Origin of the sequence: uncultured Fibrobacter sp. (assembly GCF_937877005.1) — a bacterium.
Classification (GTDB): Bacteria; Fibrobacterota; Fibrobacteria; order Fibrobacterales; family Fibrobacteraceae; genus Fibrobacter.
Genome location: NZ_CALEFV010000035.1, coordinates 24,962 through 45,153, shown reverse-complemented (window position 1 = coordinate 45,153; position 20,192 = coordinate 24,962). Strand labels below are relative to the sequence as shown.

Annotated in this window: 22 protein-coding genes; 10 read left to right on the top strand and 12 right to left on the bottom strand. The window is 52.1% G+C overall.

All coding sequences use genetic code 11. From position 1 onward, the window contains the following. Window positions 1-1,730 (bottom strand): pectate lyase (gene pelA, locus Q0628_RS01970; RefSeq protein WP_298767892.1); only part of this gene is annotated, 1,730 nt, incomplete at its 3' end. A 258-nt stretch (window positions 1,731-1,988) separates the two neighbouring features. Continuing rightward, window positions 1,989-2,768 carry a hypothetical protein gene (locus Q0628_RS01965; protein WP_298767891.1) on the bottom strand — a complete coding sequence of 260 codons (780 nt, stop codon included), beginning with the start codon at window positions 2,766-2,768 and terminating at the stop codon, window positions 1,989-1,991. A 104-nt stretch (window positions 2,769-2,872) separates the two neighbouring features. On the opposite strand from Q0628_RS01965, the gene Q0628_RS01960 reads away from it, so the two are divergent. Then, window positions 2,873-3,181, top strand: a complete 309-nt coding sequence (locus Q0628_RS01960) for a hypothetical protein (RefSeq protein WP_294113549.1) — start codon at window positions 2,873-2,875, stop codon at window positions 3,179-3,181. Between the two features lie 87 nt (window positions 3,182-3,268). Then, window positions 3,269-5,461, top strand: a complete 2,193-nt coding sequence (locus Q0628_RS01955; RefSeq protein WP_298767890.1) for an NADP-dependent isocitrate dehydrogenase — start codon at window positions 3,269-3,271, stop codon at window positions 5,459-5,461. 57 nt (window positions 5,462-5,518) lie between these two features. Here Q0628_RS01955 and Q0628_RS01950 read toward each other — a convergent pair whose 3' ends face one another. The 9 genes from Q0628_RS01950 to Q0628_RS01910 form a co-directional block, all read right to left on the bottom strand. Then, on the bottom strand, window positions 5,519-6,352 hold the full coding sequence (locus Q0628_RS01950) for a metallophosphoesterase (RefSeq protein ID WP_298767889.1): 834 nt from the start codon (window positions 6,350-6,352) through the stop codon (window positions 5,519-5,521). 7 nt (window positions 6,353-6,359) lie between these two features. Continuing rightward, window positions 6,360-7,079: a pseudouridine synthase gene (locus Q0628_RS01945; protein ID WP_298767888.1), complete on the bottom strand. Its 720-nt coding sequence runs from the start codon at window positions 7,077-7,079 to the stop codon at window positions 6,360-6,362. Further along, window positions 7,066-7,968 (bottom strand): phosphatase, encoded by a 903-nt coding sequence (locus Q0628_RS01940; protein ID WP_298767887.1) that lies wholly within the window; start codon window positions 7,966-7,968, stop codon window positions 7,066-7,068. The genes Q0628_RS01945 and Q0628_RS01940 overlap by 14 nt, the downstream gene beginning before the upstream one ends. Beyond that, window positions 7,961-8,323, bottom strand: coding sequence for a hypothetical protein (locus Q0628_RS01935; protein WP_298767886.1), 363 nt, complete (start codon window positions 8,321-8,323; stop codon window positions 7,961-7,963). Before Q0628_RS01935 ends, Q0628_RS01940 begins: the two co-directional genes overlap by 8 nt. A gap of 67 nt (window positions 8,324-8,390) precedes the next feature. Further along, complete coding sequence (locus Q0628_RS01930; protein ID WP_298767885.1) at window positions 8,391-8,708, bottom strand: hypothetical protein; 318 nt, start codon at window positions 8,706-8,708, stop codon at window positions 8,391-8,393. 302 nt (window positions 8,709-9,010) lie between these two features. Then, the gene (gene panB / locus Q0628_RS01925; protein ID WP_298767884.1) at window positions 9,011-9,760 is read right to left on the bottom strand and encodes a 3-methyl-2-oxobutanoate hydroxymethyltransferase; all 750 of its coding nucleotides are present in this window, start codon (window positions 9,758-9,760) and stop codon (window positions 9,011-9,013) included. Next, window positions 9,739-10,488, bottom strand: coding sequence for a DNA repair protein RecO (recO, locus tag Q0628_RS01920; RefSeq protein ID WP_298767883.1), 750 nt, complete (start codon window positions 10,486-10,488; stop codon window positions 9,739-9,741). The genes panB and recO overlap by 22 nt, the downstream gene beginning before the upstream one ends. 1 nt (window position 10,489) lies before the next feature. Beyond that, window positions 10,490-10,846 carry a histidine triad nucleotide-binding protein gene (locus Q0628_RS01915; protein WP_298767882.1) on the bottom strand — a complete coding sequence of 119 codons (357 nt, stop codon included), beginning with the start codon at window positions 10,844-10,846 and terminating at the stop codon, window positions 10,490-10,492. Window positions 10,847-10,901: 55 nt separating this feature from the next. Then, window positions 10,902-11,747, bottom strand: coding sequence for a type II secretion system protein (locus tag Q0628_RS01910; RefSeq protein WP_298767881.1), 846 nt, complete (start codon window positions 11,745-11,747; stop codon window positions 10,902-10,904). A gap of 146 nt (window positions 11,748-11,893) precedes the next feature. Between Q0628_RS01910 and Q0628_RS01905 the strand changes: the two genes are divergently transcribed. From Q0628_RS01905 to Q0628_RS01870, 8 genes are all read left to right on the top strand, one after another. Then, window positions 11,894-13,027: a hypothetical protein gene (locus Q0628_RS01905; protein WP_298767880.1), complete on the top strand. Its 1,134-nt coding sequence runs from the start codon at window positions 11,894-11,896 to the stop codon at window positions 13,025-13,027. Further along, the gene (locus Q0628_RS01900; protein ID WP_298767879.1) at window positions 13,027-13,440 is read left to right on the top strand and encodes a thioesterase family protein; all 414 of its coding nucleotides are present in this window, start codon (window positions 13,027-13,029) and stop codon (window positions 13,438-13,440) included. Before Q0628_RS01905 ends, Q0628_RS01900 begins: the two co-directional genes overlap by 1 nt. 114 nt (window positions 13,441-13,554) lie before the next feature. Further along, window positions 13,555-13,800 carry an acyl carrier protein gene (locus Q0628_RS01895; protein WP_298767878.1) on the top strand — a complete coding sequence of 82 codons (246 nt, stop codon included), beginning with the start codon at window positions 13,555-13,557 and terminating at the stop codon, window positions 13,798-13,800. Window positions 13,801-13,891: 91 nt separating this feature from the next. Then, complete coding sequence (locus Q0628_RS01890) at window positions 13,892-16,288, top strand: beta-ketoacyl-[acyl-carrier-protein] synthase family protein (protein WP_298767877.1); 2,397 nt, start codon at window positions 13,892-13,894, stop codon at window positions 16,286-16,288. A gap of 24 nt (window positions 16,289-16,312) precedes the next feature. Next, complete coding sequence (locus tag Q0628_RS01885; protein WP_298767876.1) at window positions 16,313-17,044, top strand: glucose 1-dehydrogenase; 732 nt, start codon at window positions 16,313-16,315, stop codon at window positions 17,042-17,044. Next, window positions 17,041-17,487, top strand: a complete 447-nt coding sequence (gene fabZ, locus Q0628_RS01880; protein WP_073054460.1) for a 3-hydroxyacyl-ACP dehydratase FabZ — start codon at window positions 17,041-17,043, stop codon at window positions 17,485-17,487. The genes Q0628_RS01885 and fabZ overlap by 4 nt, the downstream gene beginning before the upstream one ends. After that, entirely contained in the window at window positions 17,487-18,185 is a 699-nt protein-coding gene (locus Q0628_RS01875; RefSeq protein ID WP_298767875.1) for a lysophospholipid acyltransferase family protein, read from the top strand. Before fabZ ends, Q0628_RS01875 begins: the two co-directional genes overlap by 1 nt. After that, window positions 18,182-19,027, top strand: coding sequence for a patatin family protein (locus tag Q0628_RS01870; protein WP_298767874.1), 846 nt, complete (start codon window positions 18,182-18,184; stop codon window positions 19,025-19,027). The genes Q0628_RS01875 and Q0628_RS01870 overlap by 4 nt, the downstream gene beginning before the upstream one ends. Here Q0628_RS01870 and Q0628_RS01865 read toward each other — a convergent pair. Beyond that, window positions 19,024-20,187, bottom strand: coding sequence for an acyltransferase (locus Q0628_RS01865; RefSeq protein ID WP_298767873.1), 1,164 nt, complete (start codon window positions 20,185-20,187; stop codon window positions 19,024-19,026). The genes Q0628_RS01870 and Q0628_RS01865 overlap by 4 nt on opposite strands. Between the last annotated feature and the right edge of the window lie 5 nt (window positions 20,188-20,192).

Below are 20,192 nucleotides of genomic sequence, written 5' to 3'. Positions count from 1 at the left end.
TTCACTTTAAACACTTTCCCGTTCGCTTTTTTCAGGTAAACGCCGGCGGCATGGTCGCGGCTACCAAAGTCTACATAGTAGCGGGCGGCAGCATTTGCCGGAACAGCCTGCACCGCGCGGGCCCCGACGGCATCCGTTCCGCCAATCTCGGCGAGATCTTTTTCCCCTGCATACAAGTCAGCGCTCATCCAGCCGATGTAATCGATGTTCGCCATGCCTTCGCTACCCGTACTTGTAAACTGGAGTTCGCTGTAACCCGTATCCAATTCGATTTCCACCGGCTGGGTTTTCCAAGTCGTCCAGGCGCTGGTCGATTCCATGCTGCCGCCGTCCAAAAGCGTCTTGTCGCCTACACTGATGCTGTAGCCGCGGGCGGAGCCACCGCCATTTGCAAAGCTGATGTAGAGCGTGTACTTGTCCGCCTTCGCAGCAGTTACACCGTAGGTCACGTAGCTACCCGTTTCGTTGTCTACATTCGCATAGCCCTCGCCCACAAAGCCCGTGTTCGTCGTTTCCTTGGCGCCCTTGATGTCTACGAAATTCACGCCATCGATGAACGTCTTGCAGGAATCGTTTCCGCAAAATGCGGCCGGCGGCGGAGGCGGAACATACGAGCCCGCGGCCTTTTCGAGCGCTTCCAAATAAGCGGCTTCCGTCGAAAGGATTGCACTGCCGTAGTCGCCTGCCCACTGGTAACCCGTTCGGCGTTCTTCGCTAATTTTGGTAAAGTCCTGCGTCTTGGTGCTAGCCCCGTCGCGGTCGCAGAAGAAATAGTTGTCGTTGTTCACTTCGTAAAAGCGATACCACAAAACATTACCATCGCGCTTGTCAAATGTACCCGCTTTCTTGTTAAAGTAAAGCCCCGTAACCTTAGTCTTCTTGTACCAAGCAATAGCCCCCTTGACCGCCTTCTGGATTTCTTCGGTCTGTTCGGGCCAATTCATCAGGAACCACACAACGCCGGCAGATTCGCTCCCCGACTTAGATTCCAGTTCATAGGCGCGGGCCGGGCGCGGTGCGTAATTTGCGGTATCATGCTGGGCGCACCAAACCGTCAAATTTCCATTGTTCACAATCTGCGCCTTGAGCAAGTATTGAATAGCCTTGTCGAGTGCAGACTTCATCTTGCTTCGTGTCGCATCGTCAATGATATCGGAATCAAAAGGCGAAGTCTTGTTAGCGATATCCATCATAGTGACCATAGCGCGCACCATGGCATTATCGTTGAGCGTCACGTGGTCGCTGTAGTTACCGCGCTTGGGCCACACCTGCGGAAGCCCGCCCGTGGAGCGTTGCATGGTGAGAATAAAGTTCAGAGCCTTGTTAAAGCTTGTCTTAAAAGCGACCTTGTAATTATTGTTAGTCGTCTCCTTGTAACGCACTGCCAGCAAGCGCATTTCTTGAATAGTCGCGTTGTTGTCGATCGTGCCGAGGTCGCCGCCATCCTTGGCGCGCCATTCCGACTTTTGTCCGCCGGAGTAGGCACTCTTGTACTTGTCGGCCATCGCCTTGTAAAAACCGCCGTTTGCAATCTGCCACGTGGTCATGTTGTAGGTGTACTGGTCGATATCCATGCCTTTAGCCGCGTCGGTGAGTTCCGAATAGCCGCGGTAAGAATTAACCCTCGAAACCGCCGTCGAAGGGGGAACATAATCCGCCGCATACGACGACACCGCAAACATCAAACCGAACGCGCCCATGACCGGCGCAGGCAACTTCCAAACACTCATAGCATCCTCTTTTTGCAGAACCTATCCGCGCATTTGTTTTGAATCTACCTTATTTATAGAAATTATGGTCAAATAAAAGCATTTTCTCGTAGTCTGTGGACAACTTTTTCGCGTATTTTAGTCCACATTTTAAGCAAAAAAAGGCGCTTTAAGTGTTTTTTTTTAAAATTTTACAAAAAAATGTCAACAAAACAAAAAAAACGACAATCTAAGCTCAAGGGCGTTGTCGTTTCGGAAAGGGAATATTCCAGCAAAATTTTACATTTTCGAGATTTTGATTGTAAATTTATTCGTACTAGCGAAGGACACGGCATCATCCCATGTCGTTCCTGAATATCCGTCCACAGCATAGACCTCTACGACCATATTATAGACTGTCCCGTTGAACGCCCTGGATGCCCCCAGAGACCAAATTCCCGAACTAAATCCGATTACAATGTTTTCCCATCCATCCGATGCAATCTGAATTACAAATTGGTCCAGAGCCGCCGAGTTTTTCCCTATGTAGCTTGCTGGTTCGACTGTACTAATGGCTCGGATATCACCGGTCCACGAAATGAGCGATGGATGGCCGGTGATCTTATCGAGATACGGATAGAGGTGTTCCTTTACGAGACGATCTATATCGCCGCGCACGAACTGCTGCACATCTTTTTTCAGAGAAACAAGAACCAGCGCTCCATCAGTTAGGTCATAATCAAAAGTAAGCGTGACGGTCGTATCGGCGGATGATCTCGTAAATTCGTAGGAATAGTAGTTCATCGATTTTTCGTCTATTTTATATTCAAATCCGCGCTGAGCCATAGCCTCCGTGAATTCGTTTAGGGTTGCCGCCGTCATGGAGGTAAGGTTATCCGCATCGCAATATTGCGCTCCAGTCTCGTAGGTGAGCATGTCAGACCACCTGATATTCGATTCAGGCAAAATATCAGCAAGGGAACAGCGTTCCTCATCGGACCCAGTGGAGGAGCTTTCGCCACATGCGGCCATTATGCAGCACAGCACTGCCAAGGATATTACGGCAACGATTTTCTTCATAATCGGGTTCCTTATCTTTGTTAAATATATATAAATATTAAACAATAACTATCAACAAAGTGTTTTTTTTCTTATATTTTATCAAACACAACCAAGAGGTTCTTATGAAAATACAGAAATTCACGGCAATCGCTATAGTACTTGGCTCCATAGCCCTTTTAACTGGCTGCATGGGCAAAGCCGCCGCCAGCTACTGGGATGGTAAAAAATTCAGCATTCTGGAAAGCCATTGGGGCGCACCCACGGAGACCAGACAGAACGACGACGGATCTACGACCGCCATTTTCCGCGCCGGTGACGACTGCACGGCGACATTCAACATGGATGCCCAGGGAGTCATTCTGAACCACGACATCGTGGGCGGCTCGTGCAGCTACGATGCCTACAACCGCTTGTTGAACATCGAGCATTAGTCTCTGTAGTCCAATCGCGGCCATTCAAACGAGAATGAAGGTGAGAAATCATTTTCATTTTTTGGTATTTTCTATCTTTGGGCTCGTATGAACACGAAGATTTACTATACTCTGACTGACGAGTCGCCGTTCTTGGCGACTCAATCCCTGCTCCCCATCGTGCGCGGTTTTGCAAAGGCCGCCGATATCGATGTGGAAACCAAGAACATCTCCCTGCCGGGCCGCATTCTGGCCGCCTTCGGCAAGGCGAGCGACGACCTGGAATTCCTCGGCAAGCTTACGCTTGAACCGGATGCAAACATCATCAAGCTCCCGAACATTTCGGCTTCTGTGCCGCAGCTCAAGGCCGCCATCGCCGAACTCCAGAAGAACGGCTTTGACGTGCCCGACTACCCGGACGCTCCGGCAAATGACGAAGAGAAGGCAATCCGTGCCAAGTACGACAAGGTGAAGGGTTCCGCCGTGAACCCGGTGCTTCGCCAGGGCAACTCTGACCGTCGCGCCCCCAAGGCAGTGAAGAACTTTGCCCGCAACAACCCGCACAGCAACGGCAACTGGAACACATCGGTAAAGACGCATGTGGCAAGCATGCAGGCCGACGACTTTTACGGCAACGAAAAGTCCATCACCATGGCCGATGCCGATACGTACAAGATTGAATTTGTCAACGAAGCGGGCGAAGTCACGGAACTCCGTGCCGCAAAGCCACTCCTGAAGGGCGAAATCATCGACGCCACCGTGATGCGCATGGCATCGCTCGAAAAGTTTATCGCCAATGCGATGGCCGAAGCGAAGGCAAAGGGTCTGCTGTTCTCCGTGCACCTGAAGGCTACCATGATGAAGGTCTCTGACCCGGTGCTGTTCGGTGCGTTCGTGCGCGTGTTTTTCAAGGACGTGTTTACGAAGTACGCCGACCTGTTCAAGGAACTCGGCATCGATGCCAACAACGGTTTGGGTGATTTGTACAAGCGCCTGGAAGGTAATGCTAAGGAAGCCGAAGTCAAGGCCGCTATTGACGCCGCTCTCGCTGCGGGTCCGGATCTTGCCATGGTGGATTCCGCGAAGGGCATCACCAATTTGCATGTGCCGAGCGACGTGATTATCGACGCCTCGATGCCTGCAATGATCCGCAATTCTGGCTGCATGTGGAACAAGGAAGGCAAGCTGCAAGAGACGATTGCTTGCATCCCGGACCGCTGCTACGCTGGAATCTACGACGAAACGATTGAATTCTGCAAGCAGAACGGCGCATTCGATCCGAAGACGATGGGCACCGTGCCGAACGTGGGCCTCATGGCCCAGGGCGCCGAAGAATACGGCAGCCACGACAAGACTTTCGTTGCAAAGGGCAAGGGCGTCATTCGTGCCGTCAACAGCAAGGGCGAAGTGCTTTTGCAGCAGAATGTAGAAGCAGGTGACATTTTCCGCATGTGCCAGGCGAAGGACGCTCCGGTGCGCGACTGGGTGAAGCTCGCTGTGACGCGCGCCCGCCTTAGCAACACGCCCGCGATTTTCTGGCTCGATCCGGAGCGCGCTCACGACCGCGAAATCCAGAAGAAGGTGGAAGCCTACTTGCCGGAACACGATTTGAACGGCCTCGACATCAAGATTATGAGCCCGCGCAAGGCGATTGTGGAAACCATGAAGCGCGCGAAGGCCGGCCTCGATACCATCGGCGTCACGGGCAACGTGATGCGCGACTACCTCACCGACCTCTTCCCGATTCTCGAAGTCGGAACATCTGCCAAAATGCTCAGCATCGTGCCGCTTATGGCGGGTGGTGGCCTCTACGAAACGGGCGCAGGCGGTTCTGCTCCCAAGCAGGTGCAGCAGTTCCTCGCCGAAAACTACCTCCGCTGGGATTCCCTCGGCGAATACTTCGCACTGGTGCCCGCCTTCGAACAGGTTGCACTCAAAGACGGCAATAAAAAAGCGAAAGTTCTCGCTGACACGCTGGACGAAGCGAACGGCAAGATTCTTGAATTCAACCGCACGCCCGCCCGCAAAATCGGCGAACTCGACAACCGCGGCTCACACTTCTACCTGGCCCTCTACTGGTCCGAAGCTCTCGCCGCCCAGAAGGACGACGCGGAACTTGCCAAGAAGTTCGCCCCAGTCGCGAAGGCCCTCGCTGAAAACGAGCAGAAGATTGTCGCCGCGTTTGCCAACCAGCAGGGCAAACCCGCCGACATCGGCGGCTACTACCTGCCCAAGGCCGAACTCCTGAAAAAGTGGATGCGCCCGGTAGCGGAATTCAACGCCGTGATTGACGCGTTGTAGTCAATGTTAGTGGGGATTCCCGTGATACAAAAAGGCCGCCTGACAGGCGGCTCTTTTTTAAGGGTATCCAGCCCATTCCGCAGCGATGCTTGGACTTGCCTTGCGGATTTTCTTGGCTTCTTCACTATTGTCTGCAGGAGCAATATCGCCGTTCGCAATTTTTCTCTTGATGTCGTCGAATGATCTGGGACGTTCATTTTCGGGTAGCTTGTCTCCTGGAACCATACATGGCGCGTCAATGGCTGTCTTGGCCTTGTCCTTGACGGGAGTGTATTCCCGTGCGGCGGGTATTTCGTAGAACTTGTCTTCTTCGGGGCACCATGCCATCAGTTTCTTGCCATAGACGCATCCGGCATCGAGTCCGATGAATCCGGGACGGTTCACGAATCCCATCTTGGCCCAGTGGCCGAACACCACCGTCTTCGGCCATTGCACCTGTTCGAACCAGGGCTTTTCATTCCATAGTCTTATGGACAGGATTACCTTAGGGTCCATGTCTTCGAGTTTGGCCTTGCCGGGCTCGAGGCCCGCGTGCACCAGGAGTGCGTGCGGTGTGTCCCGCCACAGGGGCCATGTCTTGACTTCTTCCAGAATGTATTTCCAGTCTTCTAGAGCGAGCTTCGCGAATCGGCCTCGCTGTTTCTCGGTCCATTCGCTTTCGGGTTGATCCATCATGCGGATCAGGTGTTCCTCGTGATTGCCGCGTACGGTCAGGATGCCGTTCTGTTTTACGAACTGCAGTGCCCGAAGCATGTCTGGCCCCTTGTTGATGATGTCTCCGGTCTGGTAAAGCGTGTCGGTTCCGCGCACGAAACCGAACGCATCCACGATGCGTTCCAGTTCGTCGGCACAACCGTGGACATCGCCTATGTATAAGGTCCTTTTGGTCATCGTGAACCTATACGTGAACGGCCTGGCGCAGCTTGTTCATCTCGTCGGCGGTGAGGTCGCGGAATTCTCCGGCGGGTAGATCGCCGAGCGAAAGCTTGCAGTAGCTCACGCGTTTTAGGTCGCGGATTTCGTAACCCACGGCGCGCATCATGCGACGGATTTCGCGGTTCTTGCCTTCGACAAGCACTAGTTCGGCAAAGCCGTTTTCCAGGTAGATGTCGGTAGCGAAGGCGATTTCTTCGTCTTCGGCGCCTTCTTCGCGGATGTCTACGCCGTCAACTAGCTTCTGGGCCGCTCGCTCGGAAAGCGGACGGTCCGTCCAGACATAATAGCTACGAGGAACTTCGAAACTCGGGTGCGTCAGACGGTGCAAAAGTTCGCCGTCATCGGTAAAAAGCAACAGCCCGCGACTTTGCAGGTCAAGCCTGCCCACATATTTGAGGCTCTGGTAGGCTGGAGGCAGGTAGTCGTATACGGTGCGGCGTCCCTGCGGATCTGTCTTGGTGCAGACGCAGCCAGCGGGCTTGTGAAACATGATTGTTGTCGTCTTTTTCGGTAACGAAGCTCGCTTCCCGTCGACCTCGACTTTGTCCTTCGTTTCGTCCACCTGGTGTCCGAGGTCGGTGATGACGGTGCCATTCACCTGCACGCGTCCTTCGGCGATTAGGGAGTCGGCTGCGCGGCGGCTCGCGATTCCGCAGAGAGATATAAACTTATTGATTCTCATACAATAACCCAAAGCGCAATCCTGCGGTGCTAATCTTGAATGTTTCGACGCGGAGTTTTTCCAGAATCGACTTCAGCCAGAAAAGGCCGCAGATGATGACTTCGTGACGTCCGTTTTCAAGTCCCGGGAGCATTGCGCGTAGTTCCTTGGACAAGTTTGATATGCGTGTCGTGACGGCGTCCAGGTCGCTAATCGACAGTTCGAGACCCTCGATAGTCTTGTAGTCGAACTGCTGTTTATTTAGGTACACCATCGCAAGAGCCGTTCCGGTACCACCGATGAGGTACACGGGCTTCTTCGTCATGCCCTTGAATGAAACTTCCTTGAAGGTTTCCTTGACGAATTTCTTGTATTCGGGCCCCGGGATCGGTCCCATCGCCTTGAACATCTTGAGGGCGCCAACTGGAATCGAAAAGGTTGTCGTTCCGTTCGATAGTTCCGTGGAGCCTCCGCCGATATCCACTGTCACGATACCTTCACCATGCCATTCCTGCACCGAGCGGTAGGTGAGCTTGCCTTCTTCTTCGCCCGAAATGATTCTGGGACGCATCCAGAGCGCCTTTTCCACGACTTCGATAACCGCATCGGGATTGCTGGCTTTGCGCATCGCTTCCGTCATCACAGCGCCCTTGAGGTTTGCGCCCAGGGCATGCAGGTCCATGCGGAACTTCGTCATGATGACTTCGAGTTCCTTCATGCGTTTTTCGGTAATTTCGCCGTGCTCGTAGATGTCTTCACCGAGGCGGCAGACTTCGACCTTTTGCAGTTTAGGGACAAGGACTTTCTTAGGCTCTTCGTTTTCTGCGCCGGGGGTCTTTTCGAAGGCCGCGATTAGCAAAATGCAGCTGTGGCTTCCGATATCGACGGTCGCGATAAGCTTGTTATCCATTTTCGGCCTCATCGGTGTTCTTGTCTTCTGTCTTGCCTTCTTCGGCTTTTTTCAGAAATCCTGCCTTGATCTTCTCGGCGAGCTTCGCGGGGTTCGTCAAGAATTCCCTTGCGCTCGCGATCGCTTCTTCGACAATGGAATCGGGGTATTTCCCGTTCCAGCTGGCGACTAGATCGCCCGATTCGGAGCCGAGTTCCTTGCCTTCGCGAATTTCCTGTCCCATCTTGAGGGCTAGCAGAAGTCCGAGTTCGAATGCGCGCGGTTCCTTTTTGTCCTGGAGCAACTTTTCGATGCGCTCGATGCGCTGTTCGTAAGGGATATTTTCTAGTTCGGCGAGTTTTTCTTCTGAAATCATACCATAAAGATAGAAAACGAGTCCCGGACTTGTCCGGAACTCGTCAACAAAGGAGAAATCGTTGCGATTACTTCTTGGCAGCCTTCTTGGCAGCGGGCTTCTTAGCGGCAACCTTCTTAGCAGCAGCCTTCGGAGCAGCCTTCTTAGCAGCGGCCTTCGGAGCAGCCTTCTTGGCAGCAGCCTTCGGAGCAGCCTTCTTAGCAGCGGCCTTCGGAGCAGCCTTCTTAGCAGCGGCCTTCGGAGCAGCCTTCTTAGCAGCAGCCTTCGGAGCAGCCTTCTTAGCAGCGGCCTTCGGGGCAGCCTTCTTAGCAGCAGCCTTCGGAGCGGTCTTCTTTGCAGCAGCCTTAGGGGCGGCAGCCTTCTTTGCAACTTTCTTTTCAGCCATTTTTTTCTTCCTTATGGTGATGTTGTGAATTAGATGTTTATAAAATAATATTTTTTCACAAATAATCAACACTTTTTTTAAAAAAAATTAATTTTTTTTCATTTTTTACAAAAAAATTCATTATACAAAGATTACTTCGCGTCCTAATTCGAAGAAAAATAGTTTGTATGTAATTCTGGAATGCTTGTATTTGCTGGGCTTCTCTCGCAAAGAAATAAAAGTTCCCGAAAGAATCGGGAACAAATTTTTTTTCTAGACATCTCTGTAACTATAAGCAAGTCAAGCAGATACGGAGCATGGTACTATTTGGATGGATCGTTGACATGCTCTATATACTTTCTGAAGCCTTCTACACCGAGACTGAACATGTCGACAAACTTCGGTGCGAACGGTGGATTCTTGCCAAGATGCATGCCGAGCGCATCGTGCATCACTAGAACCTGGCCGTCTGTAAACTTTCCTCCGCCAATTCCGATGGTGACCGCGTTCACCATCTGGGTGATTCTGGTTCCGAGTTCTTCGGGAATGTGTTCCAGCACCATTTCGAAGCATCCCAGATCGTCGGTGAACTTGGCTGCCTTCATAATGGCGGTGGCTTCCTCTTCGGTACGGCCTTTCTGTTTGAAGTTTTCGGCGGTCTGCGGCAGAAGTCCGTGGTGGGCGCATACGGGAATGTCCTTGCTCCTCAGGAATTCAATGACGCCTGCTGGGGTTCCTTCGAGCTTGATGCTCGATGCTCCCAAGTCCATAAAGCGCCTTGCGTTATCGTATGCTGTCTGGGGATCCTTGTCGCTCAGGTAGGGCATGTCGGCTACTACGTGCGTGTTGGGGGCGCCGCGGCATACCGCTGCCACGAACACGAGCATTTCGTTCATGCCGATTTCGCTAGTCTTCTTGTAGCCAAGCATGGTGTTTGCGAGGCTGTCTCCTACCAGAATCTGGTCGATGCCTGCCGCTTCGGCCATCTGGGCAAAGGCGTAGTCATAGGCGGTGATCATCGATACTTTTTTTCCGCTGTTCTTCTTATTCTTTATTTCGACTGGACTGAGCATAACTTTCGAACCTCCTGTAGAAAGGAAAGCGAATGAAGATCTTTCATGAACCCGATATGACTCCTCAGGTAGGCGAGAAGTGCGTTCTCGACATATTCCCGGCCTCGCAATATAGGAACTTTACGGGATAGATGCAAATCCCAGAGCCCCTGCAATGTTTCGTTTCTTGCCCTCGCCGAGACGATTCCCTGGCAATTTTTGCAGATGAGACTGCCCGATTCAGGAAAAAAGTCTGCCGCAGGTTCCGAAAGTTCGCTTTCGCAGCGGCTGCATATACCGAGATCCAGGTGGTATCCCCATAAATCGCAGGTGTCGAGGAGCCACTGGGCGAATGTGCTTTCGCATGTTGTCGTGGAATTTAGTTCGGCAAGGGAGTTGCCAAGTAGGTTGAATTCATCGGGGAGCGGAACTCCTTGCGGAGCGTACCTAAGTACGATTTCGGCCATGACCTGTGCTGTGGCAAGGTTGAGTAGGCTGGCGCGAAGGTTTTCGTGCCAATTTATAATGGTGGCTTCCTTGATGAACTGTAGCTCGGTAGAGGGATTTTGCCTAAAAACCACTTCCGAGAGGGCTAGCGGATCCAGGGCTCCCTTGAAGGGGGACTCCTTGCGCTTGCCTCCCTTTACTATGAAGCTCACGACGCCGCATTCTTCCGTCAGGGCCTTCACGATCAGGCTCGAGTCGCTGTAGGCGAAACGGTGTAGCGGGATGCAGCGTGTCTTGATCAACTTATTTTACCGGGAACGGGGGCCAGCCCATGACCTGTCCGCCGACCACATGCAGGTGGATGTGGAAAACAGTCTGGCCGGCGTCGGCCTTGCAGTTGAACACGAAGCGTGCGCCGCCCTCTTCGAGGCCGAGGTCTTTCGCGATTAGCTGGGCGCGGTAGAGCATCTTGCCCACGAGCTCGCAGTCTTCGGGTTTCATGTCCATGATGGTCGCGATATGGCGCTTGGGCACTACCAGGAAATGCACCGGTGCCTGCGGGGCGATGTCGTAGAAGGCAAAAACGTCGTCGTCTTCGTAGATTTTCTTGGAGGGGATCTCTCCCTTGATGATTTTGCAGAAAAGGCAGTTTTCACTCATAGTAATTATAAGGTAGTAAAAAAGCTGCCCGCTGGGGCAGCCTTTCGTGAATTCGTTAGTAGGAGGGCTGGGATTTCTTGCATCCTGCAGCTCCTCGCGTAGAGAAACATACCATTTGCCTGCTTAGTAAGGCTGATTCGTAGGTGCTCGCGTCCTTGCCGAAGAAAACGTCAATGGCATTGCTTTTGGCATCCCCGTTAACCCAGCGGATCTTCAGCGCGATGGCGGTGTTGGATGCCGTTTTTTCGGTGGGATTGCTCTGGAGCATCCTGCTCTGGAAAATCGGCTTTGTGGGATACGTGCGCCACCAGCTGTTGTTGCCAGCGTTCTTTACTGCAGTATAGGTCTTGGAGTTGGTGTTGATTTTGTCACCGTTAGCTCTGTCTGCAATGATGTCGGCGACGGCTCCGAAACCGGCCTCTTTTAAAGCATTGGTCCAGACGCCGCCAGAAAATGTGAGACCGCACATATTGTTTGTGCTTGCGGAACCATGCGTTCCTTGGTAGTTGGCGGGCATGTAGCTACTGCGCTGAATGATGAATAGGGCGACCCCCTTGTCGCTGGCAAGGGCTTTTCTCAGAGCGTCTTTGCTGACTGTATTGCATCCCTGATAATTCCCTTCTGTGACGCTTTCTACGGCGTCTGTTTCGTACAGTGCTCGATTGAGAGCGTCGCGGAGTTCGAATAGCTTTAGGACGTCGAGCTTCTGTTTTGTACGCTCGATATAGTCCGTCAGTTGCGGAATTGCAACGCCGGCAAGCAGATTGATGATGATGATGACGACAGCCAATTCTATAATCGTGAAACCACTCTTGCGGCGCCTACATGCGGAACAGACCGATTCCGATCCGGAATCGCATGCCTTGGTACCGAAAAATGTGCCGAGCCGTTTTTTTTGCATAGAATCTCGCTGAAAGGGAATTGCGTAAAGAAAAATAAATATTTTTTCCCGAAACGGACTTTTACGTAACAAAAAAAATATTGAGGGCTGTGCTAATACCATTCCTAATTGGAATAATCCTGCCTGATTTCTATATTTGGCTTGCCATGAGCCTCATATCTAATATAGCTGTTGTTGCTGTCCTGGTGTTTTCCGCCATTTCTGTACACGCAACAGTGGCAATTCCGGTAAAACCGGTTCAGGAGGCCCCCTCTTCGAGAGAGCTCGATGTCGATCTGACACAGGAGGATGTTTTTCAGCGTTATTCCATTGTTCCGGTCCTGGGGTATACGGAGGAAACTGAATTCCAGTACGGATTCATGGCTCTTTTTTTCCTGAAACCGGACGAAAGGGGAGGCAAGGTTCCCGAAATAGGCGTTACAGCTTATGGTTCGACTCGCGACCAGCTGAACCTGACCCTGGAACCTTACTTCTATCTGTTCCATGACCGGGTGACTGTGTGGTCACTGCTCAAGTATCAGGATTGGGTGGCGGGTTATTATGGCCGCGGAAATGATCCCGATATCGATCGTTTCGTGAATTTTGACCGGAAAAAGTTCCTGTACGGAACCAGGATCGAGTCGAGAGTAGGACTTCCGGAAATGTTCAAGTACGGGACGGAGATTCATGTCGAGTTCTCCGACATCGAATTTGAGGAGGGCGGAGAACAGGCACTGCCTGACGACCATTCCGGTTGGCGCAATGGAATTGGTTACCTGTTCGGTCTCGATACGCGCGACAATACTAATTGGACTCGTCACGGTTATTTGGCCCAGTGGCAGCAGATGTTCTACATGGACAAGTTCGGTGATTATACCTTCAATGTTGAAAGTCTTGACTTGCGCGGATATACGGAGCTCCTGTTCGGAACATCCTTGGCCCTCGGTTTTCTGTGGCAGCGTGCCGAGGGGGACGTTCCCTTCGATATGTTGGCCGGTCCCGACGGCATTTGCCGGTTCCGCGGAGTAGAAAGTCTCTATTTTAATGATAACCAGGCTGTCATTGTGCAGGCCGAGGCCCGTAGGTTCCTCTTCTGGCGCTTTGCGACCCACGTGTTCTTTGAAGGAGGCAAGTCGGGTGGCTATTTCAGTGAATTGCTCCGCAATGAATGGCATAAGTCACTCGGTATGGGAGCCTTGGTCGCGTTAAACCTGAAAGAAAGCCTTTTTGCCCGCGCCGATTTTTCGTGGGTGGATTTTGACCATCTTGGGTTGTCCTTTTACGTGAGGCAGGCGTTTTAATGCTGGAAATCTGCAAACATATCCATACGACAAGGATCGAAGTCCGCTATGCCGAGACGGATAAGATGGGGGTCGTTCATCATGCCGTTTATCCGGTCTGGTTTGAACAGGCCCGTCTGGACTTTTTCAAGTCGGCAGGAGCGAGCTACGTGGATATTGAAGCCGATGGCTTTACGGGGCCCGTTCTTAAACTCGAAGTGCAGTACAAGCGAGCGACGCATTATGGCGATTTTGTGGATATCGAATCGGTTCTGGAGCGTACGGGTGTCTACCACTTCCGGTTTAAGTACAAACTATTTGTCGAGGGCGTGTTGTGCGCTACGGGTAGCAGCCTTCATTGCTTTCTGAAGGATGGAAAGCCTACGACGGAATTGCCGAAGCAGGTGGAGCTCTTTTTCCCCAAGAATGGCTAATTTTTTGTCATTTTGTCTTCTTATATGTGCAATATGTCGGAATTGTAAAGTTTTCAAAAAGACAAGGGCGTGTTTTTTTCTATCTTTACACTAGAAAATTAGTGAGGTACAACTATGAATTCTGACGAAATGAAAAACAAGCTCAAGGCTTTCTTTATGTCCGACCTCGGCGTCGATGGCGACGTTCTCCAGTTTGATACTCCGCTTTTTGGCGAAGAAATAGGCCTTGATTCTGTTGATTCCCTTGAAATTATTTCCTTTGTGGACTCCAACTTTGGTGTTTCCATGACGGGCGTTGCCAAGGAAAACTTCCAGAGCATCGATACAATCGCCGCTTACATCGAAGCTCACAAGGCCTAAAGAATTTAGCCGGGGATCCGTTCTCGGCTTTTTTTTGTTTTTCTCGCATCCTGGAGCTTGGCAATAGGATGCATCTCTCTTTGGAATAACTATGACCCCCAATGACAAGCGTTGTGTAGTTACAGGTTTAGGCGTCATTTGTGCCGTCGGTAACAATGTCGAAGAAACTTGGAAGAGTGCCCTGGAATCGGTTTCCGGCATTCATAAGACTACTTCTGTTGATACAGTAAACTGCTATGCGGACTTGGCTGCCGAAGTCAAGTGCGATACCCTCGATGAAATTGACGCTCCCAATGAAAAGGACCGCGTCTCGAAACTTTGCATCAAGGCTGCAAACGAAGCCTTGGCCGATGCAGGCCTCAAGAACTTTAACGACGACCAGCGTGTGAGCGTGGTTATCGGAAGTTGCGTGGGCGGCGTCCTTTCGATTGAACAGTATCATCAACATGGTCGCGACGCTTCTGAAATTGCCAAGATGCCTATCGCCTCGATTGCCTCCCAGGTAGCCGAAACTTGTGGCGCCGGCGGCATTGTGACGAATGTGGCGAACGCTTGTGCCGCGGGCACGATTTCGATTGCGGTGGCTTGCGACTTGATTCGCGCCGGCAAGGCAGATGTTGTCATTGCGGGCGGAGCCGATTCTTTTGCCTCGGTGCCTTATTCCGGATTCCTTTCTTTGCATGCCCTTGACGAAAACGGATGCTCTCCGTTCAATCGTTGTAATGGCATTACGCTTGGCGAAGGCGCTGGCATCGTGATTGTGGAATCTTACGAGCATGCGCAAAAGCGTGCTGCCAAGCAATACTGCGAAGTGCTCGGTTCCGGCGTCACGAGCGATGCAAACCACATTACCGCTCCGCGCGAAGATGGCCTTTGCCTTAAGGAAGCGATCAACCGCTCCGTCAAGAATTCCGGCATTACCAAAACCGACATCGGCTATATCAATGCTCATGGTACCGGTACAGGCAAGAACGATAACGCCGAAATGACCGCTTTCAAGGCCTACTTTGGCGAAGAAAACCCGACTGTGAGTGTTAGTTCTACCAAGGTGCTTACAGGCCATTGCCTAGGTGCCGCTGGTGCAATCGAGGCTGTGTTCAGTATCAAGGCTCTTACGACCGACACCGTGCTTCCCACCTTCCCGTATAGCGAAGAACAGTCAGCCGCCCTCAAGGAAAAAGTCGGCGACATGGACTTTGTGCAGAACAAGGCCCGCCACAAGGACTTGAAATGCGTACTCAGCAACAATGTTGCCTTCGGCGGTACCAATGCCGCAATCGTCTTCTCGAAGGAAGCGGGTAACGTGTCTGCCCAGAGTGCGGCAGGCAAGAAGATTGCCGTGACGGGTCTTGGAATTGTATCGCCGCTCGGCAACAGCAAGACCGCTTACGTCGAAGCCGTGAAGGCAGGCAAGAAGCCCGAGTCTGCCTCGGTGCGTTCGACAATCGCTCTTGATGACTACAAGGAACTTGGCATCAAGATGGCCTTCTACCGCAAGCTCGACAACCTGGGTCAGCTCCAGACTGTTTCGGGCATGCGTGCGCTGCAAGATGCGAACTTCAAAGTGTCTGACGAAAATGCCATGGATATCGGCATTATCGTGGGTACCAGCGAAGGCGGTCTCGGCGCCACTTACGATTTTGAAGAACTGATTGCTGAACTCGGCAATGCCGGCGGTTCCGCCTTCAAGTTCCCGCACACCGTTTACAATGCGGCTGGCGGTTACCTCTCTATTTGTTCGGGCATCAAGGGTTACGGGGTAACCATTACCACCGGTCCGCTTTCGGGCCTCGATAGCATCGGTTACTCCATGAACGTGATTCACGACGGTCAGGAACAGGCCATGATGGCTACCGGTACCGACGAAAACCTGCCGATTATCACGGAATTTGCCCAGAAGCTCGGCGTGGCAGCAAACAATGTGGTCGCACCTTTCGCAAATGCCGACGGCTTTGTGGTGGGCGACGGCTCCGTGTCGATTTTGCTCGAAGAAGAAGAATATGCCAAGGCCCGCGGTGCCAAGGTTTACTGCTACGCTCTCGGATTCGGCCATGGCCGCAAGAACGTGAAGTTCGGTAAGCTCGCCGGTTCTGACGAAGCCTTGGACAAGGCAATTGCCGATGCCCTGGCCGATGCCGGCATTACGGCAGCCGACGTGGATGCTGTCTGCGGTTTTGCCAACGGCTGCAAGCGAATCGACGATATCGAGAAGGGCGCGCTCAAGCGCGTGTTTGGCGAAAAGCTTGCCGCGATGCCGCTCTTTGAAGTCAAGGAACGCACCGGTGAAGGCCGTGCGGGGTCTGCAGCCCTTGCCGCCGCCGAAGCTGCTCTCCTTTTGAGCGGTGAACTTGCAAACGACAACGCCTACTTTGTGGCGGCAGATGGTTCTGTTTCTGCAAAGAATGTAGACTCGGCAAACCTCAAGAAAATTTTGGTGATTTCTTATGCGACGGGCGGTTCTTACAGCGCAGTCGTGTTCGGAAAATAATGTTTAGGTAGAAGGAGCTTGAATATGAAAGTAGCTTTGGTAACAGGTGCTTCTAAGGGAATCGGCAAGGCTTGCGCCTTGCGCCTTGCTCGCGATGGCTACACGGTCGTGGTGAACTACTCCAGTTCCGACGAGGCTGCCCAGCAGACTTTGGATCAGATCTTGGCCGAAGGTGGCGATGGCATGATTTACAAGGCCAATGTCGCTGACCTTTCCCAGGTAAAGGTCATGGTTCGCGAAGTCTTCAAGGCTTACGGCCGTATCGACGTGCTGGTGAACAATGCCGGCATCGTCCGCGACGAATACCTGATGATGATGAATCCCGAAACCTTGGACAAGTGCTTCGACCTGAACGTGAAGGGTTACTTCTACTGCGCACAGCAGGTGGCTGTGAAGATGTACAAGCAGAAGTCCGGCGTGATCATCAACATGAGCTCCGTGTCTTCGAAGTTCGCTCTTGCAGGCCAGGCTGTTTACAGCGCCACGAAGGGTGCCGTGAATTCCTTGACCCAGACGCTTGCCAAGGAACTCGGCGGTTTCGGTATTCGCGTGAATGCCGTGGCTCCGGGCTTTATCGCAACAGATATGATCGAAGCGATTCCCGAAGAAACCCGTAAGGGCTACCTCGAAAAGATTCCTCTGAAGCGCTTTGGCTCTGCCGACGAAGTCGCGAACATCGTGTCTGCCTTGGCTTCTGACCAGTTTGCCTACGTGACCGGCCAGGTGTTCGTGCTCGACGGAGGACTTTCTCTATGATGAATATTTACGAAATCAGCGAAAAGATTGCGCAGCGTCCGCCGTTCCAGATGATCGAGCGTGTCACGGAACTTACGCCGAACGAATCTGCCGTGGGCATCAAGAACGTGAGCGTGAACGAACCGTACTTTACGGGTCACTTTCCGGGAACCCCGATTATGCCGGGCGTGCTCATTGTGGAAAGTTGTGCTCAGCTTTGCTCGCTCGTGATCGAAAAGCCCGCCGAAGATTTAGAAAAGAATCTCTACGTGCTTTTGAAGATTGACGGATTCAAGTTCGTGAAGCCGGTGATTCCGGGCGACCAGCTCGAAATCTCTGTGAAGAAGACGAAGGAAGGCGGCGTGCTGGTCGGCTTTGACTGCATCGTGAAAGTGAACGGCAACGTTCATGCCAAGGGCGCCCTCACCTTTACTAGCATCCCGAAGGAATCTCTCGGAAAATAATGAAAAAGAAGAACTCGCTGTTTGAACTCTTCATGCAGTTCGTCATGGTGATAGTCATCTACACCGTGCGAGTTTATTTGCTTGTGTGGTACCGTACGAAGGTCACCTTTGTCGGGGAATCGGTGAAGTCTACGCGGCTCAAGACTCCTTCTGTAATTATTGCGAATCATACGAGCATGTGGGATCCTCTCATGATGCTCGCGGTCTTTTTCCACAATAGAAGCATTGTGGTGGCCAAGGACCAGATTGAAGATCCTCATTTTAGCTGGGCACTGACTCGCGTGAAGTGCGTGATTCCTTGCGACCGCTTTAATCTGGACACCGAATGGGCTCTGCTTGCGAAGCGTGAACTGGAAAAAGGCAATTCGGTGATTATTTTCCCCGAGGGAAAGTGCCGCTACGACGGCTTGCTGAATGAATTCAAGACGGGTTTTGCGTTTCTTGCCCGCAGTACCGGGGCTCCGGTGCTTTCGGTAGGCCTTGATGGCATTTACAAGTTTGGCCATCGGACTCAGGTCGTAGTGGGCGACTCGGAAAAGATTGAACGCGTAAAGGGTATTCCATCTTCGAAACACTTGGCTGAACGCAGCGAATACTTTAGGCAGAAAGTCTGGAGCCTCAAGCAGCAGGCGCTTGGCGTCGCCGAACCGCCGGTGTTGCCGGATGCAGCTGAAACTCCCGAAGAGGTTGTGGCATGAAGACGGGACTTGTACTAGAAGGTGGTTCCCGTCAGACGATGTTCAGTGCAGGTGTGATTGACACCTGGCTTGACGAAGGTATTGATTTTAATTACGTGGCAGGAGTTTCTGCCGGAGCCCATGCAGCGGTGAATTTTATTACGCGCCAGCAGGGCCGCTTGCGATTTATCGTGCTCCCGACGCGTCTGCAGAAGGGCAAGAAGTGGGCGAGCAAGTTTATCGGAATTCAGAAGGAATTCCATGCTTTGAACTATCTTGCTGCCGATGGCGAGATGCCGCTTGATTTTGATGCGTACAGTCATTCAAAAATTGAGTGTGAAATTGGGCTTACCTGTTGCGAAACGGGCCGTGCCGAGTTCAAGAGCGAAAAGAACGACAAGAAGCGCTTGCTGGATTTGATTAGCGCCAGTTGCGCCCTGCCTATGATTTTCCCGATGGCGGAACTTGACGGCAAACATTATGCCGATGGCTGCATCACAGTGCCGATTCCTTATGAACGCGCTTTTGAGAAGGGTTGCGATAAGGTGGTTGCCATTTCGACTCACTATCCGGGTGAGGCCGTAACGGATTTCCGCAAGTACCGTGCGATTTTGAATCCGATGTACAAGCGAAAGTATCCGGAACTTTTTCGTGCGCTCATGATAAGACTTAAGCGCTATGAGAAAATGTTTGTGCATATGGAAAAACTGGAACAGAAAGGCAAACTATTCTTGATTCGCCCGGTGATTGATTTGTGCGACCAGTTTGACACCAATATGGATAAGATGAATGAGTCCTATGAACATGGCGTTGAAATGGCAAAACGTCGCATGGACGATTTAAAGGCTTTCTTGGAAATCTAGTCGCGAATGTTCAAACTTTCGCGTACGCTGGCAGGCTGCTTACCGAGCAATTTGTAGAGTTTGCAGCGGAATAGCGGAATTGCCCCGATAACCATGGTTGCAACCACGGGGATGGTGAGATAGGCGATGCCCGGCTTGTTGAAGGCTTCGCGGAAAAGTAACCGCATGACAAACAGTATGTACCAATGCACCGCGAGAATCACGAGCGCGTTGCGTGAAATATTGCGGAGAATTCCCTTGATAATGCGGATGGGTGCGATGCTTGGTAGTTTGTCTGCAAACATGAATGTGGCGACAAGACCCGCAATTCCAAAGAAGGAACTGGTGAGGAATACGGGGAGGGATTTCCCGAGGTCGTTGTTCATGATGCTGAAGTTCGGGTCAGGAACTTCGATGTAGGCGTAAGTGACAAACGAGATGATTGCTGCAGCCGCGAGAATGGTGCCGTTACGCAAAGCACCCACGTCATTGCGAGCCCATGTGGCGAAGCAATCCATAGAGAATTTGTTTACTGCGGTTTTGCACAGCCATCCGTTCGCAAAGAAGAAAAGCACGGTCAAGTCGCGCTCTATCCCGAGCGGCAGGCGGATGTGATTGACATACAGGAGCCAACCGCCTGCGAGACTTGCGATGGCGATGATTATGGTCGCTGCCCGCGGAGCCTTTATGTGATTCGCAATTTTCTGCACCCCATAGAATATCAAACTTACGGAATACAGCGTGAACACGAACCACAGCGGGCCCGATCCGATGGAAGACTTGCCCGCCACAAAGATTTTTGCAAGGTTCCAGTAGATATAATCCCATACGGTCGCGATTTCGGGCTTGATGTTCATGACCGTCATGCGGGGCGCCTTCGGGAACAAGTCAAAATTGTAGAGCACCGGGTCCAGCGCTAAGAACAGCAGTGAAAGCAGAATGTAGGGAACGAGCAGAACGCGGGTCTTGTGAATGAAGTAGCTTTTGAAATTGCCGAAACGGCGCGTGCTAAAGAGCATTCCCGAAATGAAGAAGAAGGCCGACATGCGGAGTGCGCTCAGGTGCAGCATTCCCATTTGCGCCTGCGGGAAGGATTGCTCCACATGGTACAGGCACACGAGCAGCAGGACGAATCCCTTGAATTCGTCAATCCACCCAATTCTTTTCTGTTCGTTCGTCATAACGT

Bases quoted from the DNA above. Each gene is read 5' to 3' on its own strand.
- panB (WP_298767884.1), bottom strand. From the start codon at position 9,760: ATGCTCAGTCCAGTCGAAATAAAGAATAAGAAGAACAGCGGAAAAAAA.
- Q0628_RS01910 (WP_298767881.1), bottom strand. From the start codon at position 11,747: ATGCAAAAAAAACGGCTCGGCACATTTTTCGGTACCAAGGCATGCGAT.
- Q0628_RS01930 (WP_298767885.1), bottom strand. From the start codon at position 8,708: ATGGCTGAAAAGAAAGTTGCAAAGAAGGCTGCCGCCCCTAAGGCTGCT.
- Q0628_RS01890 (WP_298767877.1), top strand. From the start codon at position 13,892: ATGACCCCCAATGACAAGCGTTGTGTAGTTACAGGTTTAGGCGTCATT.
- Q0628_RS01900 (WP_298767879.1), top strand. From the start codon at position 13,027: ATGCTGGAAATCTGCAAACATATCCATACGACAAGGATCGAAGTCCGC.
- Q0628_RS01905 (WP_298767880.1), top strand. From the start codon at position 11,894: ATGAGCCTCATATCTAATATAGCTGTTGTTGCTGTCCTGGTGTTTTCC.
- Q0628_RS01945 (WP_298767888.1), bottom strand. From the start codon at position 7,079: ATGAGAATCAATAAGTTTATATCTCTCTGCGGAATCGCGAGCCGCCGC.
- Q0628_RS01950 (WP_298767889.1), bottom strand. From the start codon at position 6,352: ATGACCAAAAGGACCTTATACATAGGCGATGTCCACGGTTGTGCCGAC.
- Q0628_RS01865 (WP_298767873.1), bottom strand. From the start codon at position 20,187: ATGACGAACGAACAGAAAAGAATTGGGTGGATTGACGAATTCAAGGGA.
- Q0628_RS01940 (WP_298767887.1), bottom strand. From the start codon at position 7,968: ATGGATAACAAGCTTATCGCGACCGTCGATATCGGAAGCCACAGCTGC.
- Q0628_RS01885 (WP_298767876.1), top strand. From the start codon at position 16,313: ATGAAAGTAGCTTTGGTAACAGGTGCTTCTAAGGGAATCGGCAAGGCT.
- Q0628_RS01895 (WP_298767878.1), top strand. From the start codon at position 13,555: ATGAATTCTGACGAAATGAAAAACAAGCTCAAGGCTTTCTTTATGTCC.
- Q0628_RS01915 (WP_298767882.1), bottom strand. From the start codon at position 10,846: ATGAGTGAAAACTGCCTTTTCTGCAAAATCATCAAGGGAGAGATCCCC.
- fabZ (WP_073054460.1), top strand. From the start codon at position 17,041: ATGATGAATATTTACGAAATCAGCGAAAAGATTGCGCAGCGTCCGCCG.
- Q0628_RS01960 (WP_294113549.1), top strand. From the start codon at position 2,873: ATGAAAATACAGAAATTCACGGCAATCGCTATAGTACTTGGCTCCATA.
- Q0628_RS01935 (WP_298767886.1), bottom strand. From the start codon at position 8,323: ATGATTTCAGAAGAAAAACTCGCCGAACTAGAAAATATCCCTTACGAA.
- Q0628_RS01875 (WP_298767875.1), top strand. From the start codon at position 17,487: ATGAAAAAGAAGAACTCGCTGTTTGAACTCTTCATGCAGTTCGTCATG.
- Q0628_RS01955 (WP_298767890.1), top strand. From the start codon at position 3,269: ATGAACACGAAGATTTACTATACTCTGACTGACGAGTCGCCGTTCTTG.
- Q0628_RS01870 (WP_298767874.1), top strand. From the start codon at position 18,182: ATGAAGACGGGACTTGTACTAGAAGGTGGTTCCCGTCAGACGATGTTC.
- Q0628_RS01965 (WP_298767891.1), bottom strand. From the start codon at position 2,768: ATGAAGAAAATCGTTGCCGTAATATCCTTGGCAGTGCTGTGCTGCATA.